Here is an 18,085-nt window from a genome sequence, read left to right as displayed (position 1 = left end):
GCTAGCATGGAATAGAGCGTGGTATAATATGGTCTAATGGTAGGAAGACGCTCTGGTCGTAGGTCGGTCGTGTTTGGCGTCGAGGGTCGCCCAAGCTCCACCGCATGCTTCGCCAAACCGCCCGACTCTGGGGGTGTTCGCAGGCCGGTGTGTTTGCCGTACGCTGATGGACGGGCGGGCTTACGCCACGACCGTCCTACGATGGGCGCGGCACGCTGGCCGTAGGTCGGTCGTGTTTGGCGTCGAGGGTCGCCCATGCTCCATCGCGCGCTTCGCCAAACCGCCCGACTCTGGGGTGTTCGCAGGCCGGTGTGTTTGCCGTGCGCTGATGGACGGGCGGGCTTACGCCACACCCATCCTACGGTCTGCTCTCCTACAGCCTCGGCTTCTCCGGCTTGATCGGGGCGTCGGCTGAGCGCACGCCTTTCACCTGCGTTTTGCGTTTGAAGACCTTGTCGCCGTTGCAGGCGTAGAGTTCGTCGAAGTTCGCGCCGCCGAAGACCACGTTGGCCAGCCACTTGCGCTGCGGCTTGGCGATGATGCCGTTCACGCGTCCGGCCTGATCGCAGAACTGAATGCCTGCGTGCGTGGCGACGTAGAGGCGGCCCTTGGTGTCCAGCGTCATGCCGTCGGCGCCGCTTTCCATCAGGCCGTCCGGGATGCGCAGGTGGTGGTAGGGCTGCTTGGCGCTGAGGGTGCCATCGGGCTCGATGTGGTAGCTCCAGATGAACTGGCCGCGCATGTCGGCCACCAGCAGCAGGCTCTGGTCCGGCGTCAGGCGCAGGCCATTGGGGAAGGCGATGCCGCCTTTGTCATTCGTGTCCACGACGCTCTTCTCGCCGTTCGGTTTGATGAGCCACACCTGCTTGTGCGGAGGATCGGTGACGTAGAGATTGCCGTTCAGGCCGACGCAGAGGTCGTTCGAGTCGATGCCCTCGGCGATCACGCTCATCTTGCCGGCTTCATCGTAGGCCACGATCTGCTTGTTGCCGCTGGCGCAGGCAAACAGGCGGCCGTCGGGGCCAAACATGAGGCCGTTGGCCTTGCCGGTGTTTTCAGCAAAGACGGAGACCTTGCCATCCAGCCCCACCTTGTGGATGCGGCTGTTCGGGATGTCGGTGAAGAAGACCTCGCCCTTCGCATTCACCGCCGGGCCTTCGGTGAAGCCGTAGCCTTCTCCCACGAGCTGCCATTCGCTACCAGCTCCGAGCACTTCCATCACGGGTGCTTTCGAGCCCACGCCTTTCGTCACGGTCTTGGGCCAGTCCTTCCACAGCCAGCGCATGGCATCGGGGAAAATGGCGGTGGCATGCTTGCCATTGTGACCGCCGTCTCCCCACACGTGGTTGGATTCATAGCCCGCGAACTCCAGCGCGGAGAGCATCTCCTGGTTGGCGAGGAACCAGTTTCCGCCGGTGCCGTTCGCATCGTTGCTGCCGTCTTGCAGGAAGATACGCAGCGCCTTGGGCTCGGCCTTGCGAATCATCACCGGGTAGTCGTTGCCGCCGCGCTGGTCCACGTAAGTGCCGATGCTGCTGAACACGCGGCTGAAGGCCTCGGGCCGTTCCCACGCGGCGGTGAAGGCGGCGATGGCGCCGCTGCTGCTGCCGCCGATGCTGCGGTCGTTGCCATTGTGGGAGAGGCGGATCGGGCGGCCATCCGGCAGCACGATCTTCTCCACCTCGGGCAGCAGTTCTTCGAGGATGAAGCGCGCGTAGTTCTCGCCCAGGCCGTCGTATTCCACGCTGCGGTTGAAGCGGTCGAGCTGCGTGGCGGGATCTGCCGCAGGCACGCGGCCATGCATCACGAAGACACCGATGAGCACCGGGATCTCCTTTTTCGCGATGAGATTGTCGAAGACGACGGGCGCGAGATTTTGAATGCCGTCCTGGTTCACATGCACGCAGGCGGGTGTGTCGGGCGTGTATTGCTTCGGCACGTACACCCAGTAGTCGCGCACGGTGCCGGGGAAGATCTTGCTGCTCTTGAATTCGAATTTCAGCACATCGCCCTTCGGCACGCCTTCCTGGGGTTTGGAGTCCGGGCCGGGCTGGTAGTCGTCCGCCGCAGGGGACAGAACGGTGAAAAGCAGGGAAAAGGAGAGCAGGAGCAGGCGGGTTGGGCGCATGAGGCGGAGTGTGAAGTGTGTCTGGCGACATGCCACTGCGAAGTTGAAGGGACATTCGTCTTTGCCGCAGAGGAGCAGAGAGGCAGAGGGAGCAGAGAATGGATTCAATCTCTGCCACCTCTGCTCCTTTGCCTCTCTGCGGCAAACTGAGGGGCCTCATGACTTTATAACCGGAAAGGAGTTCTCATCCCCAATGCTGTTCTTGGATATTCGTGCTCATTCGCGTTGGAGAATTTAGAAGTTGCCGCATGGTAAAAGGGTGGAACCCGCAAACCCTCTCTTCGATCAACTCATCCTGCACCTCGACGCGCCGCCGCATGACGGCCCCTGGAACATGGCTGCGGACCAGGCCTGGCTGGAGCAGAGCGAGGTGCCGGTGCTGCGCGTGTACCGCTGGGATCAGCCCACGGTGACGATCGGCTACGCGCAGAATCTGGCCAAGCTGGCCGGGACCCTGCCGCCGTGGCCCGTGGTGCGGCGCTGGACGGGCGGCGGCGTGGTGCTGCATGAGAATGATTTCACGTATTCCTTCATCGTGCCGGCGGTGCATCCCTGGTCCCAGACCAATCCGCTGGACAGCTACCGCCTGATCCATGAGTCCCTGGCTAAAGCGCTGGACGATGGCAGCCGCCTCGCCGGACCGGAAGATTTGATCGAGAACCCGTTCTGTTTTGTGGCCCCCGCCATGCACGATGTGGTGCGCGACAAGGTGAAAGTCGCCGGGGCAGGGCAGCGGCGTGGCAAGCTGGGGCTGTTGCACCAGGGCAGCGTGCAGCAGGTGCTGCTCACCGAGGACTTCTGGCCGCGCTGGGCGGCGCAACTGGCCAAAAACGTGCTGGTGAGAGAGCAGATGACCGATGCCATGCTCGAACGTGCGAATGAACTGACGCAGATGCGTTACAGCCGGGGCTCCTGGCTGAATGAACGGGAGGATGCGCTGCCATGACTTTGGTGTTTGTTTACGGCACGCTGAAGCGCGGCGGGGAAAACCACCGATGGATCGAGGCGCAACGGTTCGTGACGAAAGCCCGCACGGCTCCGCTTTATCGCATGTTTGATCTGGGAGGCTATCCCGGCATGGTTCGCGCAGCTGATGGCGTCTGCATCGAAGGCGAAGTCTGGAGCGTGGACGAGGCAGGGCTCGCCCAACTGGATGTGCTGGAGGACACCGAAGGCGGTGAGTATGAGCGCGTGAATGTGCAGCTTGACGGCGAGCAGGCGTCTCTGGTTGTCGAAGGCTATGTTTACCTGCGAAGCATTCAGGGGAAACGAGATCTGGGGACTTGCTGGTGAGAGGTAGATCGGCCGTGTTTGGCGTCGAAGGCTTTTCGATGTCCGAGGGCGCTCTCCGCCAAACCGCCCGACTGCGAGGGTGTTCGTACGCCGTGGTGTTTGCCGTGCGCTGATAGACGGGCGGGCTTCGCCACGACCGTCCTACGGCAAGGCGCGGCGCGCTGGCCGTAGGTCGGCCGTGTTTGGCGTCGAAGGCTTTTCGATGTCCGAGGGCGCTCTCCGCCAAACCGCCCGACTGCGAGGGTGTTCGGATGCCGTGGTTTTTGCCGTACGCTGATAGACGGGCGGGCTTCGCCACGACCGTCCTACGGCAAGGCGCGGCGCTCTGGACGTAGGTCGGCCGTGTTTGGCGAAGGAGGCTTTTCGATGTCCGAGGACGCTCTCCGCCAAACCGCCCGACTGCGAGGGTGTTCGGATGAGGTGGTGTTTGCCGTACGCTGATAGACGGGCGGGCTTCGCCACGACCGTCCTACGATGGATAGGCGCGGCACGCTGGCCGTAGGTCGGCCGTGTTTGGCGAATGAGGCTCTCCGATGTCCGAGGACGCTCTCCGCCAAACCGCCCGACTGCGAGGACGCTCGTACGCCGTGGTGTTTGCCGTGCGCCGATAGACGGGCGGGCTTCGCCACGACCGTCCTACGATGGATGGGCGCGGCACGCTGGCCGTAGGTCGGCCGTGTTTGGCGAATGAGGCTCTCCGATGTCCGTGGACGCCCTCCGCCAAACCGCCCGACTGCGAGGACGTTCGTACGCCGTGGTGTTTGCCGTGCGCCGATAGACGGGCGGGCTTCGCCACGACCGTCCTACGGCAAGGCGCGGCGCGCTGGCCGTAGGTCGGCCGTGTTTGGCGAATGAGGCTCTCCGATGTCCGTGGACGCTCTCCGCCAAACCGCCCGACTGCGAGGGTGTTCGTACACCGTGGTGTTTGCCGTGCGCCGATAGACGGGCGGGCTTCGCCACGACCGTCCTACGATGGATGGGCGCGGCACGCTGCCGATCACCCCGCACCAAAGAACCCGCCCAGCTTCCGGATGCGTGTGGGGTGGCGCAGCTTGCGCAGGGCTTTGGCTTCGATCTGGCGGATGCGCTCGCGGGTGACTTGGAACTGCTTGCCGACTTCTTCGAGGGTGCGTCCGGCGCCGTCGCCGAGGCCGAAGCGCTGCTCCAGCACTTCGCGCTCACGCGGATTGAGGGTGTCGAGCACGTCCCGCAGTTTGTCGCGCAGCAGGTGCATGGCGGTGAGTTCCATCGGATTGCTCGCCTCCTTGTCCTCGATGAAGTCGCCGAATTCGGTGTCGCCTTCGCTTTCGCCCACCTTGGCCTGCATGGAGACGGGCTGCTGGGAGAGACGCAGCACGGCGTTCACGCGGTCCACGGGCAGGTGGATTTCCTCGGCGATTTCTTCCGGTGTCGGATCGCGGCCAAGCTCCTGCAGCAGCTGCTTGTGCACGCGCATGAGCTTGTTGATCGTCTCGATCATGTGCACCGGAATGCGGATGGTGCGGGCCTGATCGGCGATGCTGCGGGTGATGGCCTGACGGATCCACCAGGTGGCGTAGGTGCTGAACTTGTAGCCGCGCTGGTACTCAAATTTCTCCACCGCACGCATGAGGCCCATGTTGCCCTCCTGGATGAGGTCGAGGAAGGACAGGCCGCGGTTGGTGTATTTTTTGGCGATGGAAATGACCAGGCGCAGGTTCGCCTCGATCATCTCGGTCTTGGCCCGGGTGGAGCCGGCCACGTGCTTGAGCGTGTCGGTGATGAGGGTGCGGTAATCCGCCGCCGTCATCCAGGACTCCTGCTCAAAGGCGCTGATGGCCTGCTGTGTGGCCTCGTTGTCGGGCTGCTCCTTGAGAGCACGCTCCAGGCTGCCGAGATCGGTCAGGCGCTGTTGCAGCAGGGTCACGAAGTCCTCGGTGATCTTGGATTTGAAGTAAAACTTCTCACAGACACGGAAGAACGCGGCGCGCAGGGTTTCAAACTCCTCCTGGCAGGCGGCGCGTTTGCGCGGGCCGGCATCCGTAAGGGTGGCGAAAGCCTTGCTGGTCTTTTCATGCGTCTCGCGCGCCTGGTCGAGCAGCGGCTTCAGCTTCTTAAAGTAAGCATCGCGTTCATCCGCCTTGCGGTCGCTGACGAGGCGGTCAAAGCGCTCCACGCCGTTGCACAGCGCTTCAGCAAACTGCAGGTAGGCCTGGCCGATGAAGCCGATGGTGTGCAGGCACTGGCGCATGCTCAGATCGGCCTTTTCGATGCGCTTGGAAATGTTGATCTCCTGCTCGCGGGTGAGCAGGGGCACCTGGCCCATCTGGCGCAGGTACATGCGCACCGGATCGTCAAACACATCCAGCTTGGCTGAAGCCGCGTCACGTTCTGCGGTGATGCGCTCACGGGCGGCGTTGTGTCGGGCTGCCACGCCATCGACATCGTCGGTGATCTTGATTTCCATCGCACGCAGGCGCGTGATGAGGGCATCCATCAGGTCCGGGGTGACGAATCCGGAGGGCAGGGCCTCATTGATGTCGTCCCAGGTCAGATGATCATGCTCACGAGCCGTGCGAATCAGATCGCGAAGGCGCGCCTGAACGTCTGGAGAGTGGATGTCGTCGTGCGTGGTGTTGGCAAAGTGCGTGATGCCCCCGATCTGGCCACCTTTGGGCGGACGTCCCCGGCGGCGTTTGAGCAGCTGGCCGTCAGGTCCCACCTGGGCTGCGGGCTGCTCTTTGGGCGGATGGATGCGCGGTCTGCCACGGCCACGTTTCTGCGGGCTGGCTTCGTCCTCGACAGCAGCAGGTTCGCCTGCCTTGCCGGCGGCGTTGCGAGAATGGGATCCGTTAAGTGGTTTTTTGGAGACGGCCATACTTACCTCGGTGGGGGTCCGGGACCTGCGTCAAGTCAGGGGGAGAAACTATTCGGGGTGGGTTTCGTACGGTCAAGGCATTCTTTGCGCTTAGCGATGAGTTCTATCTGCTGCTGTTGCAGGCGTTCGACCTCCTCTTCCGGCAGGTCACGCTGGCGTAATTTGGACTCAATGCTCTGGATGAGATTCTTCATCCGCACGAGTTCCAGCGTGTACAGCGCGCTTTTCGCATCTTCAAGTCCGCCCGGCAGGCGTGGGCGTGCCTGCAGCTGGGCAAAGGCCGCCTCCTGCTGGCGCTCCAGCCCCGCCATGAAGGCAAGCTGGGAGGACTCCTCCAGCGGATCATGGCGGCTGTGCACCAGCATGGCCAGCATTTCGGTGCCGGGCACCTCGCGCAGCAGGTCTTCGCAGTCGGCCTCCCGCAGCCAGTACATGATCTCGGCATCGGCCAGAGCCATCTGGCAGAGTGCCAGAGCCGTCTTGTGCTGGGAGGCGAGCAGTTTCTTCGCCTCATCCACCACATTCACGGGGGCGGTTCCGCCAGACTGGCCGCCCTTGGCTTCCTTCGCGGCGCGATTGACCATCGCGCTGAGCTGCTCCCCGGAAATTTCGAGCAAATTGGCCACTTTGTTCACGGCGGTGATGCGCTGGGCCACGCCGGTGAAGATGCTGATGGCCGAGGCCACCTGCTCGGCCATGCGCACGCGCTCCACCATGCTGTCGGATTTGGCGCTGGCTCGCAGGCGGCGGATCTGGTACTCCAGGAAGTCCGTGGCATTTCCCAGCACGGCCTGCAGCGCCTCGGTGCCTTGTTTGCGCAGCAGGGAGTCGGGGTCTTCTCCCTGGGGCAGGGAGGCCACTTTCACCGTCAGCCCGATGGGGGAAAGAATTTGGAAAGCGCGCTCAGCCGCCTTGTAGCCCGCGTTGTCGGAGTCATAGCAGAGCACGACTTCATTGCAGACGCGTTTAAGCAATTTGGCGTGGAGCTCCGTAAAGGCGGTGCCTTGCCCTGCCACCACATTTTGGAAACCTGCTTCATAGACCATGATCATGTCGATCTGGCCTTCACACACGATGGCTTCGCCTGCTTTGGAGATGGCGCGCTTGGAGCGGTCAAAGCCGAACAGCACCTTGCTCTTGCTGAAGAGAGAGGTTTCGGGGGAATTGAGGTATTTGGCGGTTTTGGCCTCAGGATCGAGAACGCGCCCGCTGAAGGCGATCACATCCCCATGATCGTTGCGGATGGGAAACATGAGCCGGTCACGGAAGCGCGGGTAGGTGCCACGGCGGCCGGAGTCCTCATCGCTCTGCACAAAGAGGCCGGCCTCCACGAGCACGCTTTCGGGGATCTTGGCCTTGGCGGCCCATTCACGGAAAAAAGCGCCGTTGGGCGGGGCGTAGCCCATCTGCCAGTTCTTCGCCACCTCGGCGGTGATTCCTCGTGATTTGAGGTAGTCGCGTGCTGGCGCGGCGATTTTGTGCTTCATCAGCAGCTGGTGGAACCATTCGGAAATCTCACGGTGCGCGCGCAGCAGCAGGCTGCGGTGCTTGGCCTCCGCCTCCGCATTGGCATCCCACACCTCTTCTTCGATACGGATCCCAGCGGCGTCCGCCAGGCGTTTGACCGCCTCGACGAATGACAAGCCGTCGTGCTCCATGACAAAACGGATCGAGGTGCCGCCGGCACCGCAGCCGAAGCAGTGGTAGGTGTTGCGCGAGGGGCTGACATTGAAGGAGGGCGTGCGCTCATTGTGAAACGGGCAGAGGCCGAGGAAATTCGTGCCCGCCTTGCGCAGCTTCACGGAACGGCCCACCAGCGCCACGATGTCCGTGGCGGCAATCACTTGCTGGATGGTTTCTTCTGGGATGCGTGACATTTCAGGTCAGAGAAGGTGTTGAGGGGGGGCGTGGCCGCAACTGGTGAGCGACTGCAGATGCAAATAATAGAGGCCGAGGAGCCGGTGGCAGCCCTAGGCGGCATGTCAGCAAAGCGGGGTGTCTTTATTCGCAGTAAAGAAAATCAGAATCAAAAAGTCCCCGGAAATTTACTAACGAACAAGCCATTCCCCGATGGCTCTGAATGAGAGGGTTAGCTCAAAGTAAGCAATAAGTTCAGAAAATAACGGCTTAATTCGAAATGCGAATTAAGCCCGCCTCAATTTGTCTCCCGCAGCCCTCAGTCTATCCAACCACCAGATGAAGAAATCCAGCGTTCTCTTGGACACCTTGCGTCGTCATTTCACGCAGCCAATCGCCACCGCCCTTGCGGTATTTTTTCCTTTCTGGGCCCTTCAGGTTCAAGGGGCCACTTTATACTACAACGGCTCTGACGGACAGTGGAACACCACGGCAACCAACTGGTCCTATGACAGCAGTCTGTCAGACACCGCGAACTGGCTCAATGGTGAGGTGGCCATCTTTGGGGGTGTCCCCGGAACCATCACCGTGGGCGGGCCGATCACTGCGGGCGGTCTGGTCTTTGGCAGCGATGGCAACGTCATCACCGGTGGCACGCTGACCCTGAGCACCGTCGCTGGAGTGAGCTCTTCCGTCATCAATGTGGCCTCCTTCAAGGGGGCCCAAATTGATTCCGTCATCGCAGGATCTTCAGGGCTGACGAAGACGGGCAATGGCACGCTCAGGCTCGGCAGCAATGCGAACACCTTCACCGGGGATGTGGTCATCAACGGCGGTGCTGTCGTCATCACAAATCAGGCTCAGCTTGGAGCGGGCACCACCATCATTTCCGTCAATGGCTTGGCGAACACAGGCAATCCCGGGTACAGCGGCGGCAGTCTTGTTTTGCAGGGCGGGCTTGCAGGAATGACGATCAATCGTGACATCAGTTTGTCAGGCCGTGGCCCAGGGGCCGTCAACAGCAGCGGTGCTCTCATCAGCGTGGGCAACAACACGATCGCCGGAAATTTGGTCATTGGCGGCACGGCTTCCCAGGGGAACGTCATTTCGGCCTATGGCATCACGACGATTTCAGGGGATGTCCAGCTTGGCAACGGCAGCACGCAGACGTTCTTTGGCAACGGCAACTTCATCATCTCAGGTCAGGTGACCAGCTTTGAAGTCGCCAATGACCGGTTTTCCAAAACAGGCAATTCTTATGGAACCACGATGTGGCTGCAAAATGCGAACAACAATTTTGCCCAGTCCCTCCGCATTGATTCCGGCACCGTGCGTGTGTCCACCAACGGCGCTCTGGGGGTGAACCCCAGCACCCAGTCGGTCGATCTCAACAACGGCATTCTGGAAGTCCGCACTGACACACCCGGAGTGGGGAACGCGGATTTTTCGAAAAGAAAAATATTCAACCGTGACTTTACCAACACGGGCATCTTTGTCAGCCGTGATGTCAATGGCAGCGCCATCAACCAGACAGTGACGTTTGGGGAAACGCGGGCCACGGGGACGAATGTCAATTTCCGCATCACGGGCCGGGACGGGTTCAATGTCACCCTGCTGGGTTTGAACAATTCCCCGGCGGGTGTCATGGGAACGGGCGGCGCAAGCAACAGCCTGATTGAAAACAATTCGAACGGCCTCCTCACCCTCGCGACTTCCAGCCTTTGGAATCAGACGGATACAACGGCGCGTACCCTGACCCTTCAGGGCAATGCCGACACCTTGCTGACCGGCAACCTTACCGCCACCGGCGCTGCGCACGTGGTCACCAAGTCAGGAACTGGCACGCTCACCATCCAGGGCACTTCCAGCAATTTCCTGGGCAGCTTCAACATCAATTCCGGCACCGTGGCGATCAATTCTTTCGGTGCGATCAACAGCGGTGCAAGCGGAGCTCTTCAGCTCAGCAGCGGTGCTTTGAACTACCTGGGCGCCGCTGGCACGGGTGCAGGTGAAACCGTCACCAAGGCCATCAACCTGACCAGCACGACGGGATCGGGAATCATCCTGGCCAATCAGACGGGCAGCAGCCCTTCGGCGCTGGTCATTGCGAACAACATTGCGGCCACCGGCGCGGGAATCAAAAATCTCTATCTGGGCGGGGAAAGCACCCTGCAAAACGAGATTCAGGGTGTGATTCAGGACAACACCACCACCAACAAGACATCGCTGGTCAAGATCGGCTCCGGCACATGGCTCTATGATCCATCGGCCTCCAACTATGTGACTGCGGGTGCGGCGGGTGTCACCACCACCGGCGGTGGCGCGGCGCAGAGCAACAGCTTCACCGTTTCCAATGCCTCCAGTCTGGTCGTGGGACAAACGGTCACGGGAACCAACATCCCGGGCGGCTCGATCATCACCGCGATCAATGGCAACACCATCACGATCAACACCACCATCGGCACCGCTGTTCCCAATGCCACGGCACTGACGTTTGGCACGGTGAACAATTTCACCGGCACCGTGACGGTCGCGGGCGGAACTCTCCAAATCAAGGCAACGGCTGGCAGCGGCAATGGTTCCAATGTCATCGACAATGGTTCGGCGCTCATTTTCAACGCAGATCCATTGAACACCAATCAGGTGGCGGGCGGCACCTTTGAGTATCTGGGCTTCAGTGGCGGTGCGCTGACGGAATCACTCGGCGCTTTGACCATGACTGCGGGTGCTGGCACCATCAAGATCACTTCGGGCGGCGGTGCCACGGGTCTGATTTTCTCTTCGCTGGCCACACCTGCTATCGGTACGGGTTTGAACATTATCGGCGATGGCACGGTGACGCTCACGGGAGTTGCGACGAGCACCGCCACGACCCTGACCGGGAATGGTCATGTTTATTTTAACGGCGCTGACTTCGCCCGTTCCAATGGCGGGGTGCTGGTGGCACCCGTTTATGACACGGATGCAGGCTTCGTGACGGCAGGGGCTGCACTCACGGCTGCCAGTCACAATTTGGTATCCAGCGACACGAGCTCGGGGGCGCTTACCATCAGTTCGTTGAAAATACTCGGCAGCCAGACCGTGGACCAGACGGGACTGCTGACGATCAACCTGGGTGCCAACACTTCAGGCGGTATTTTGCAGACGGGTGGCTCGGGCACGATCAGCGGCACAGGCGTGACTACGGGTGGCAATCAGGACCTCGTCGTTCGCGTTGATGGCCTCACAGACTCCCTTCTGATTTCGGCACCCATCACGTCCACAACGACGGGTGGCCTCACGAAGAACGGAGCAGGCACTTTGATTCTCAGCGGAGCGAATGCCGAGACGGGTACGGTCACCGTCAATGAGGGGACTTTGCAGCTCTCAGGCACTGGTTTGATCGGTGCAACCAACGTCAACCTGATGATCCGCCAAGGAGCCACTTTTGATCTCAATGGAGTGAACGTCGGCACAGCCGCATCTGGAACGAATTCAGTCAACGCGTTCAATGGCGCGGGCATCATCACCAACAGTGCTGCGAGTGGGACGGCCACTCTCCGGTTCAGCAATAACAACACCGGCGGTGTCTTCACGGGCCTGATTCAGGATGGCGCCACGGCGACAGTTGCACTGGTGAAGGCTGGATCATCAAGCACCGTGGCACTCACCGGCGCCAGCACCTTTACAGGGCCGGTGACCATCCTCAGCGGAAATCTGGACATTCCGAACATCGCCGACATCGGAGTGGCCAGTGGCATCGGCAAAGGGGATGCGACCAGCGACGCGACCAACGCAGCCAGCCTCATTCTCAATGGCGGCGCCCTGCGTTATGTGGGGACCAACTCCGGCGGTGCGGTCACCGCAACCCAGACCCCCTCCGTCAGCATCAATCGCCTGTTCACCCTGGCCGGCAACGGCACCATCGCCTCCTTTGGCAGCTATGGGAATCTGTCTGCCGGGCGTAACAACAACAATGCGGCGCTCATTTTTAACAACACCGCTGATCTGGCTTTCAGCGGGACCGGTGCGCGCACCCTCACCCTTGACGGTGACTCGCAGGGAGATAACGAAATCGACATCCATCTGATCGACAATCCCAATGGCGGCGCGCTTTCGATGACCAAAAACGGTGGAGGGTTGTGGATTCTCAACCCATCAACCCCGAACATTTATACGGGTACGACCACCATCAATAGCGGGGCTCTGCAGGCGGTTGACGGTGCCGGCCTTTCATCCGGCAGCAATCTTCTGCTCAATGGGGGTGTGTATCAGACTTCCGGCACATTCAACCGGGCCATGGGCACGGGCGCCGGGGAGTTTCGGTTTGCCGCCTACGGTAATGGAGGTTTCTCATCCGGCACTTCCAAGCTGACGGTGGATTTTGGCTCCTTGGGCACACCCGTGTGGGGATCGACCACCAATTTCCTCGGCGCGGGTGCGTTGATTCTCAACAACGCCACCTCCGTTGCGGACGTCGAGATCAAAGGCAATTTTGACCTCGCAGCAGGCATCAGCAAGTCCATCAATGTGACGACGACTGCTGGAAGTGCCACCGTCAATCTGACCAGCGGCACCACGGACGGACTGACCATCGGCCAGGCATTTACTGGCAACTCCAACATTCCCACCGGGCTTTATATCGCAGCCATCAACAGCTCGACTCAGTTCACCCTGAGTTCGGGCACGGGGGTCGTCGCCGCCGCCGCTGTTCCAACAACAGTGACGGGAGAAGGCTGGCGTCAGATTCAGGTGGATGACAATGGCAGCACCAATCTTGATTTTGCCACTGTCTCGGGTGCGATCGGCGGGACGGGCGGCCTTGGCAAGATCGGCAGCGCCGGTCTTATTCTGGGGAATGCCAACACCTACAGCGGCAGGACAGTCATCCGTCAGGATGCAGTGTATGTGACGTCCATTGGTGCCAACGGGGTGACTTCTTCCAGTTTCGGCACAAACGTCGGTGGTGGCATTTTGGAACTGGGCAATCCCGGTTCAAACACCACCGTCAGCCTGATGTATGTCGGTGCGGGAGAAACCACCACGCGCGAGATCGACCTCACCGGCACCACGGGAACCCGGCGCATCGATTCCAGCGGCACCGGGGCGCTGATTCTCACCGATGTGCGAAACAGCACAGGGACCTCGGTGAACACCATCGGTGGTGACAAGACCTTGGAAATTCGCGGCACGAACACGGACGCCAACATGATCACCTCCGTGCTCACTGACAATGCGCAAGGGCTGGGCACGCCTGCCTTTGGGGGCGTGGGTGCCTTGCGCGTGCTCAAGGCCGACGGCGGTGTCTGGATCTTGAACGCCGCCAACACCTATACAGGTGGCACCCGGGTTGACGGCGGTCTTCTCGGCATTGGCACCACCGATTCTCTCGGGGCAGCCGGCCCCACCGGTTTGACCTCCGCTGCGGTGAACAACTCCTCCACGATCACACTGGCGACTGGAACCACGGCCGGTTTGGTCGTGGGCATGAACATCAATGGAACTGGCATTGCCTACGGTGACACCATCGCCAGCATCACCAGTGCCACGACCTTCACGATTTCTGCCGCCCGCACCATCCCCGTGAATGCCCAGTTGGTCTTTGGCGGACTTTTGATGTCGAACGCCGGGATCTTTGCCACCGATCCGGCAGGATTGACGATCTCTCAGCCTGTGATCTTTAACAATAATTCGACGGCCGTTTTCGCCGGTGCAAATCCCATCACCATCAATGGCGATGTGATCAAAAACTCCGGCGGCAATGACAACACCCTGAGCAACAATCTTGAAGGCGGCGCGCTGCTTACCATCAACGGCAATTACCTCAACTTCCAAAACGCGGCTGGCACGCGGCAGTTTAACATCCGCGGCTATGGTTCGACGGTGTGGAACGGGGACATCAAGGACAACGCCCTGCTTTCGACGTCTCTCACACGTCTTGACATTCGCATGGCCAACGAAGCCTCCTTCACCATTGGCAGCGCCACCACCTTGACGGGGGGCATTCTGCTTGGCCAGGGCACGCTTGTTATCGGCAATGTCAAAGCGCTCGGAACTGCGGCCAATGCCCTGATTCTTGATGGCGGTGTATTGACATCAGCGTTTGATCTGACCGGAGTCAACAAGCTGGTAAACGCCGTGACCATTGCCGGTGACCCGGCTGTCATCAATGGCACGCAAAGCATCGAGTTTGGCTCATCAGTGACCAACAACGGCGCCAACCGGGTTTTGCAGAATGATCTTGATGCCGGGTCTGGGGCTGTGCTCACCCTTTCGGGAGGAGTCAATCTTTCAGAATCAAGCACCAGCCGCACCATGGTCATTGCCGGCTCCGGGACGACCAACATCACAAGCGCCATTGTCAACGGCAGCACCGCCACCGCCTCGGCGGTTCTGTTTCAGGGCAACGCTTTGAATCTCTCCGGCACCAACACCTTTGGTGGAGCCCTGACAATCAATCGCGGCACCGTCACCATCAGCGGCACAGGCGGGAGCATCAACTCAGCCTCAGGCATCACGCTCAATGCCGGCGGTACACTGGCGCTGGACAACAGCGGCGGAAACAACGCCGGCGGCCGTGTGAACGGGCGCGCATTCACCTTCAATGGCGGCGCATTGAGCCTGGTCGGCAACAACACCTCTGAATCGATCGGTGTTGCCACCGTGAACAGCATCATGGGAACCATCAGCATGTCCGGCACGGGCAGCAACACGCTGACCTTTGCCACCGCCAATTTTGCGAACTCCGGCTCGGCGTGGGACTTGTCTGGAATCAGCGGATTGGGATCAACCAACAAAGTGAAGATCACCACTTACCAGCAAAGTAACGTCACATATGCCAACGCCATCCTGCCACGCATCATTATTACGGACGACTTCGCCGCTTATGACAGCACCAACGGTGTGGTGGCTTTCACTGCTTACAACAACACCAACAATCTGAATGGTGCGGCCAACGGCGACACGATGAACGTGACCAGTTCGGCCAATGTGTCGTTGTCGCGCACGTTAAATGCTCTGAAGATCAACGGCAGCGGCCTGTCCATCACCAGCACCGGCAACCGTGTGCTCACTTTGACCACGGGGTCTCTCATCAGCACCGGCGGTGACAACACGCTGGCTGTCTCACAGGTGAACCTGGGCGGCAGCGGCGGCTTTTTCCAGGTGCAGGCCGGCACCACACTGCATGTGACCTCCGCTTTGATCAACGGCCAGCTCAGCAAGGTGGGAGCTGGTACTTTGAGCCTTGAAAGCACCAGCTACTACAACAGCACCACCAATGTCATGGGTGGCACCCTGCAGCTCAACGCCGGGCTCAATGCCATCTTCCCGGCAGTCAACAGTCTTAATATCGGCATCGGTGCCACCGTGGATCTCAACGGCAGCTCTCAATATATCGGCAATCTGACTGGTGGCGGGAACATGCCCAACACGGCTGGAACGCTGACCAACACCTCTTTGACCACCAGCACCTTTGTGACCAACGGCGGTGGCACCTTCGGGGGGATCATTTCTGGCGGCATCAACCTGGGCCGCGTCGCAGGTGGCACCCTCACGCTGGAGACGGCGCAGAGCTACACCGGCACCACCTCGCTTTTGGGCGGCACCACCACGCTTGAAAATGATGGCTCGCTCCTCACCACCTCGGCCATTGAAATCAATGGAGCCACCCTGGTCGCCACCAGCAACAGCAGCCTGCAGACGCAGAACAATGACCGCATTGGCGACGGCATCTCCATCACACTTCGGGGGGGCAACATTCAGATCAACGGCCGGGTCAACACGATGGCCACTGAAAAATTGGGCGACATCATTTTGGCGCAGGGCGCCAACAGCATTCAGGCCGCGACCGGCGGCACCGGCACTGCCGGTGCCTTCTCTGCCATGGATCTGACCATTGCCAGCCTGACGCGTTCCGCGGGTTCGACCGTGAATTTCCTGAACTCCACCGCGCTCGGCAGCATTGGCAACGTCCCGCGCATCGTCTTCACGTCTGCGCCCACCACCTATGGTGATGGCGTTCTGGGAGCCTGGGCCATTTCGAACTCCAACGACTACGCCGCCTACAACACCACCAATGGTGTGGGCACGGTGGGGAACGGCGGCTTTGCCGGTTATTCGGCCGTGTTTGGCAGCGGCAACATCACCGACCTTGGAACTTACTCGGTGACTCCGCTGACCACCACCCTCTCTGGCACCACCACCGCCAGCATGCTTCGATTGACCGGCAATTTCACCAACAACATTGCTTTCACCAGCGGCAGCGATGTCCTGAACCTCGAACTCGGTGGCATCTTGCGCACCAACAACGCCTTTGACACCAGCTTTGGCACCACGGCCATCCGGGGTGTGATCACCGCCGGTGGCACGGAAACGAGCGGGACTCGGGAGCTCATTGTTTATAACACCAGCACCTCCAATCCATCGTTTACCAATCCCAATTCTGCCGGTGGCATTGTTGCTGGTTCTCCCGTGGTGATCATGAATTCAACGATTGGCATCCAGCCAGGCATGACCCTGGCCAATGCCAATTTCGCCCCCGGAACCACAGTCCTTTCCGTGGACAGCCTGACGCAGATCACCCTGAGCACCAATGCCACGGCGAATGCGCAAAACCAAACTTTCACCGCGGGTTCGTTTGTCAGCGGCACCACCGCATTGGGATCGGCTCAGATCACGATGAACTCCACCACAGGCATCGCTCCGGGCATGACCCTTACCGGCACCGGCATCCCTGCGGGGACTTATGTCGTGTCGGTGGACAGTCCCACTCAGGTCACACTCAGCCAGGTGGCCACGGCCGCCGGCAGTGCGCTTACTTTCAGCGTCGGCATGAGCAACCTGATCATCAATTCAGTCATCGCAGACAATGGCGCTGGCAACAAAGTGACTTTCGTGAAGTCCGGCACTGGTATTGTCAACCTGTCTGCCAACAACACCTACACGGGCGGTACGGTCGTGGATCAGGGCACGCTCAATTTGATCGGCAGCGGGGTGGTTCTCCCTGCGGGTGGTCTGACCATCAACAACGCGGTGGTCACCATGCTTACAAACGTTGGGCAGATCGATGCATCCAATGATGTCACTTTGGTTGGCAGTTCCACCCTCACACTGGCTGGCGGCCTGGGGCTGAACAACACGCTCAAGAGCATCACATTCAACAACAATGGCGGCTCTGGCACACCCACCATCACGAATCAGACCAACAGCATCCTGACGCTCACTTCCTCCGCGCCGATCACTGTCACCAGCAACAATGCCTCCACGGTTGCTACGATCAACGGCGGCTTCCTGGCCCTTGGCAGCGGAAACAACACCTTCAGCATCCAGGCACCTACACTGAACGGTCAGGCTTATACACAGCTCACTGCTTCACTGAGCATCTCCTCGGCCATCACTGGCACAGGGGCCAAAATCATTAAAACCGACAACGGCCTGCTCCAGCTCAGCGGTCAGAGCACCTTTGACGGCGGAATGCTGGTGCAGGGCGGCGGGATCCTGCTCTCGGCCAGCAGCACCTCCACCGTTCCGAATTCGCTTCTCTCCGGTCCGCTGGGGGTGGGCGCTGTGGCGTTTGCAGACGGCACCACCCTTCTGGTGGACAACAACAGCCGTGCGGTGGCCAATGCCATGAGCTTTGCTGGCAGCCCAATCTTCAACAACACCGGCACCAACTTGCCCACGCTCACCTTGAACGGTGCTCTAAGCTTTGACACCCTGCCCACCACCGGCGTTGTGATCAATATTCCCACGCCCTTTCTCAATGTGGTGCTCGGCGGACCCATTGCCAACATTGGCTCGGTCACTGCCATCGGTGGAACGGGTGCCAACACCGTCAGCAAGACAGGTCTGGGCAACATCACCGGGATTAATCTCAACGGCATCAACACCGCCGCTACGATCGACATCGGTGCATTGAACACCAGCACCTCCTTCTCACTTTTGGTCGATGGGGATGGAACCGGTTGGTT

At 60.4% G+C, this 18,085-nt stretch carries 6 protein-coding genes (1 of these 6 only partly in view); 3 read left to right on the top strand and 3 right to left on the bottom strand.

All coding sequences use genetic code 11. The annotated features are described in order from the left end of the window. Window positions 1–373: 373 nt before the first annotated feature. Window positions 374–2,128 carry an SMP-30/gluconolactonase/LRE family protein gene (locus AC3RLQ_RS13505; protein ID WP_493037879.1) on the bottom strand — a complete coding sequence of 585 codons (1,755 nt, stop codon included), beginning with the start codon at window positions 2,126–2,128 and terminating at the stop codon, window positions 374–376. Window positions 2,129–2,387: 259 nt separating this feature from the next. On the opposite strand from AC3RLQ_RS13505, the gene AC3RLQ_RS13500 reads away from it, so the two are divergent. Then, a complete protein-coding gene (locus tag AC3RLQ_RS13500) occupies window positions 2,388–3,074 on the top strand; it encodes a lipoate--protein ligase family protein (protein ID WP_493037877.1) in 687 nt (228 codons plus the stop codon). After that, complete coding sequence (locus tag AC3RLQ_RS13495) at window positions 3,071–3,421, top strand: gamma-glutamylcyclotransferase family protein (RefSeq protein WP_493037875.1); 351 nt, start codon at window positions 3,071–3,073, stop codon at window positions 3,419–3,421. The genes AC3RLQ_RS13500 and AC3RLQ_RS13495 overlap by 4 nt, the downstream gene beginning before the upstream one ends. A gap of 997 nt (window positions 3,422–4,418) precedes the next feature. On the opposite strand, the gene rpoD is transcribed toward AC3RLQ_RS13495, so the two are convergent. Both rpoD and dnaG read right to left on the bottom strand, forming a co-directional pair. Then, window positions 4,419–6,278: an RNA polymerase sigma factor RpoD gene (rpoD, locus tag AC3RLQ_RS13490; protein ID WP_493037873.1), complete on the bottom strand. Its 1,860-nt coding sequence runs from the start codon at window positions 6,276–6,278 to the stop codon at window positions 4,419–4,421. A 35-nt stretch (window positions 6,279–6,313) separates the two neighbouring features. Beyond that, a complete protein-coding gene (gene dnaG / locus AC3RLQ_RS13485) occupies window positions 6,314–8,155 on the bottom strand; it encodes a DNA primase (protein WP_493037871.1) in 1,842 nt (613 codons plus the stop codon). Between the two features lie 319 nt (window positions 8,156–8,474). Here dnaG and AC3RLQ_RS13480 point away from each other — a divergent pair, with 319 nt between their 5' ends. Continuing rightward, window positions 8,475–18,085: the 5' portion of an autotransporter-associated beta strand repeat-containing protein gene (locus AC3RLQ_RS13480; RefSeq protein WP_493037869.1), read on the top strand. 20,302 nt of this gene lie beyond the right edge of the window; only the first 9,611 of its 29,913 coding nucleotides appear in the window; it begins with the start codon at window positions 8,475–8,477; the stop codon falls past the right edge of the window.

The organism is Prosthecobacter sp. GW821-HT29F12, assembly GCF_058803405.1.
This window is presented reverse-complemented; position numbering and strand designations above follow the sequence as displayed.

Bases quoted from the DNA above. Each gene is read 5' to 3' on its own strand.
- AC3RLQ_RS13505 (WP_493037879.1), bottom strand. From the start codon at position 2,128: ATGCGCCCAACCCGCCTGCTCCTGCTCTCCTTTTCCCTGCTTTTCACC.
- AC3RLQ_RS13495 (WP_493037875.1), top strand. From the start codon at position 3,071: ATGACTTTGGTGTTTGTTTACGGCACGCTGAAGCGCGGCGGGGAAAAC.
- rpoD (WP_493037873.1), bottom strand. From the start codon at position 6,278: ATGGCCGTCTCCAAAAAACCACTTAACGGATCCCATTCTCGCAACGCC.
- dnaG (WP_493037871.1), bottom strand. From the start codon at position 8,155: ATGTCACGCATCCCAGAAGAAACCATCCAGCAAGTGATTGCCGCCACG.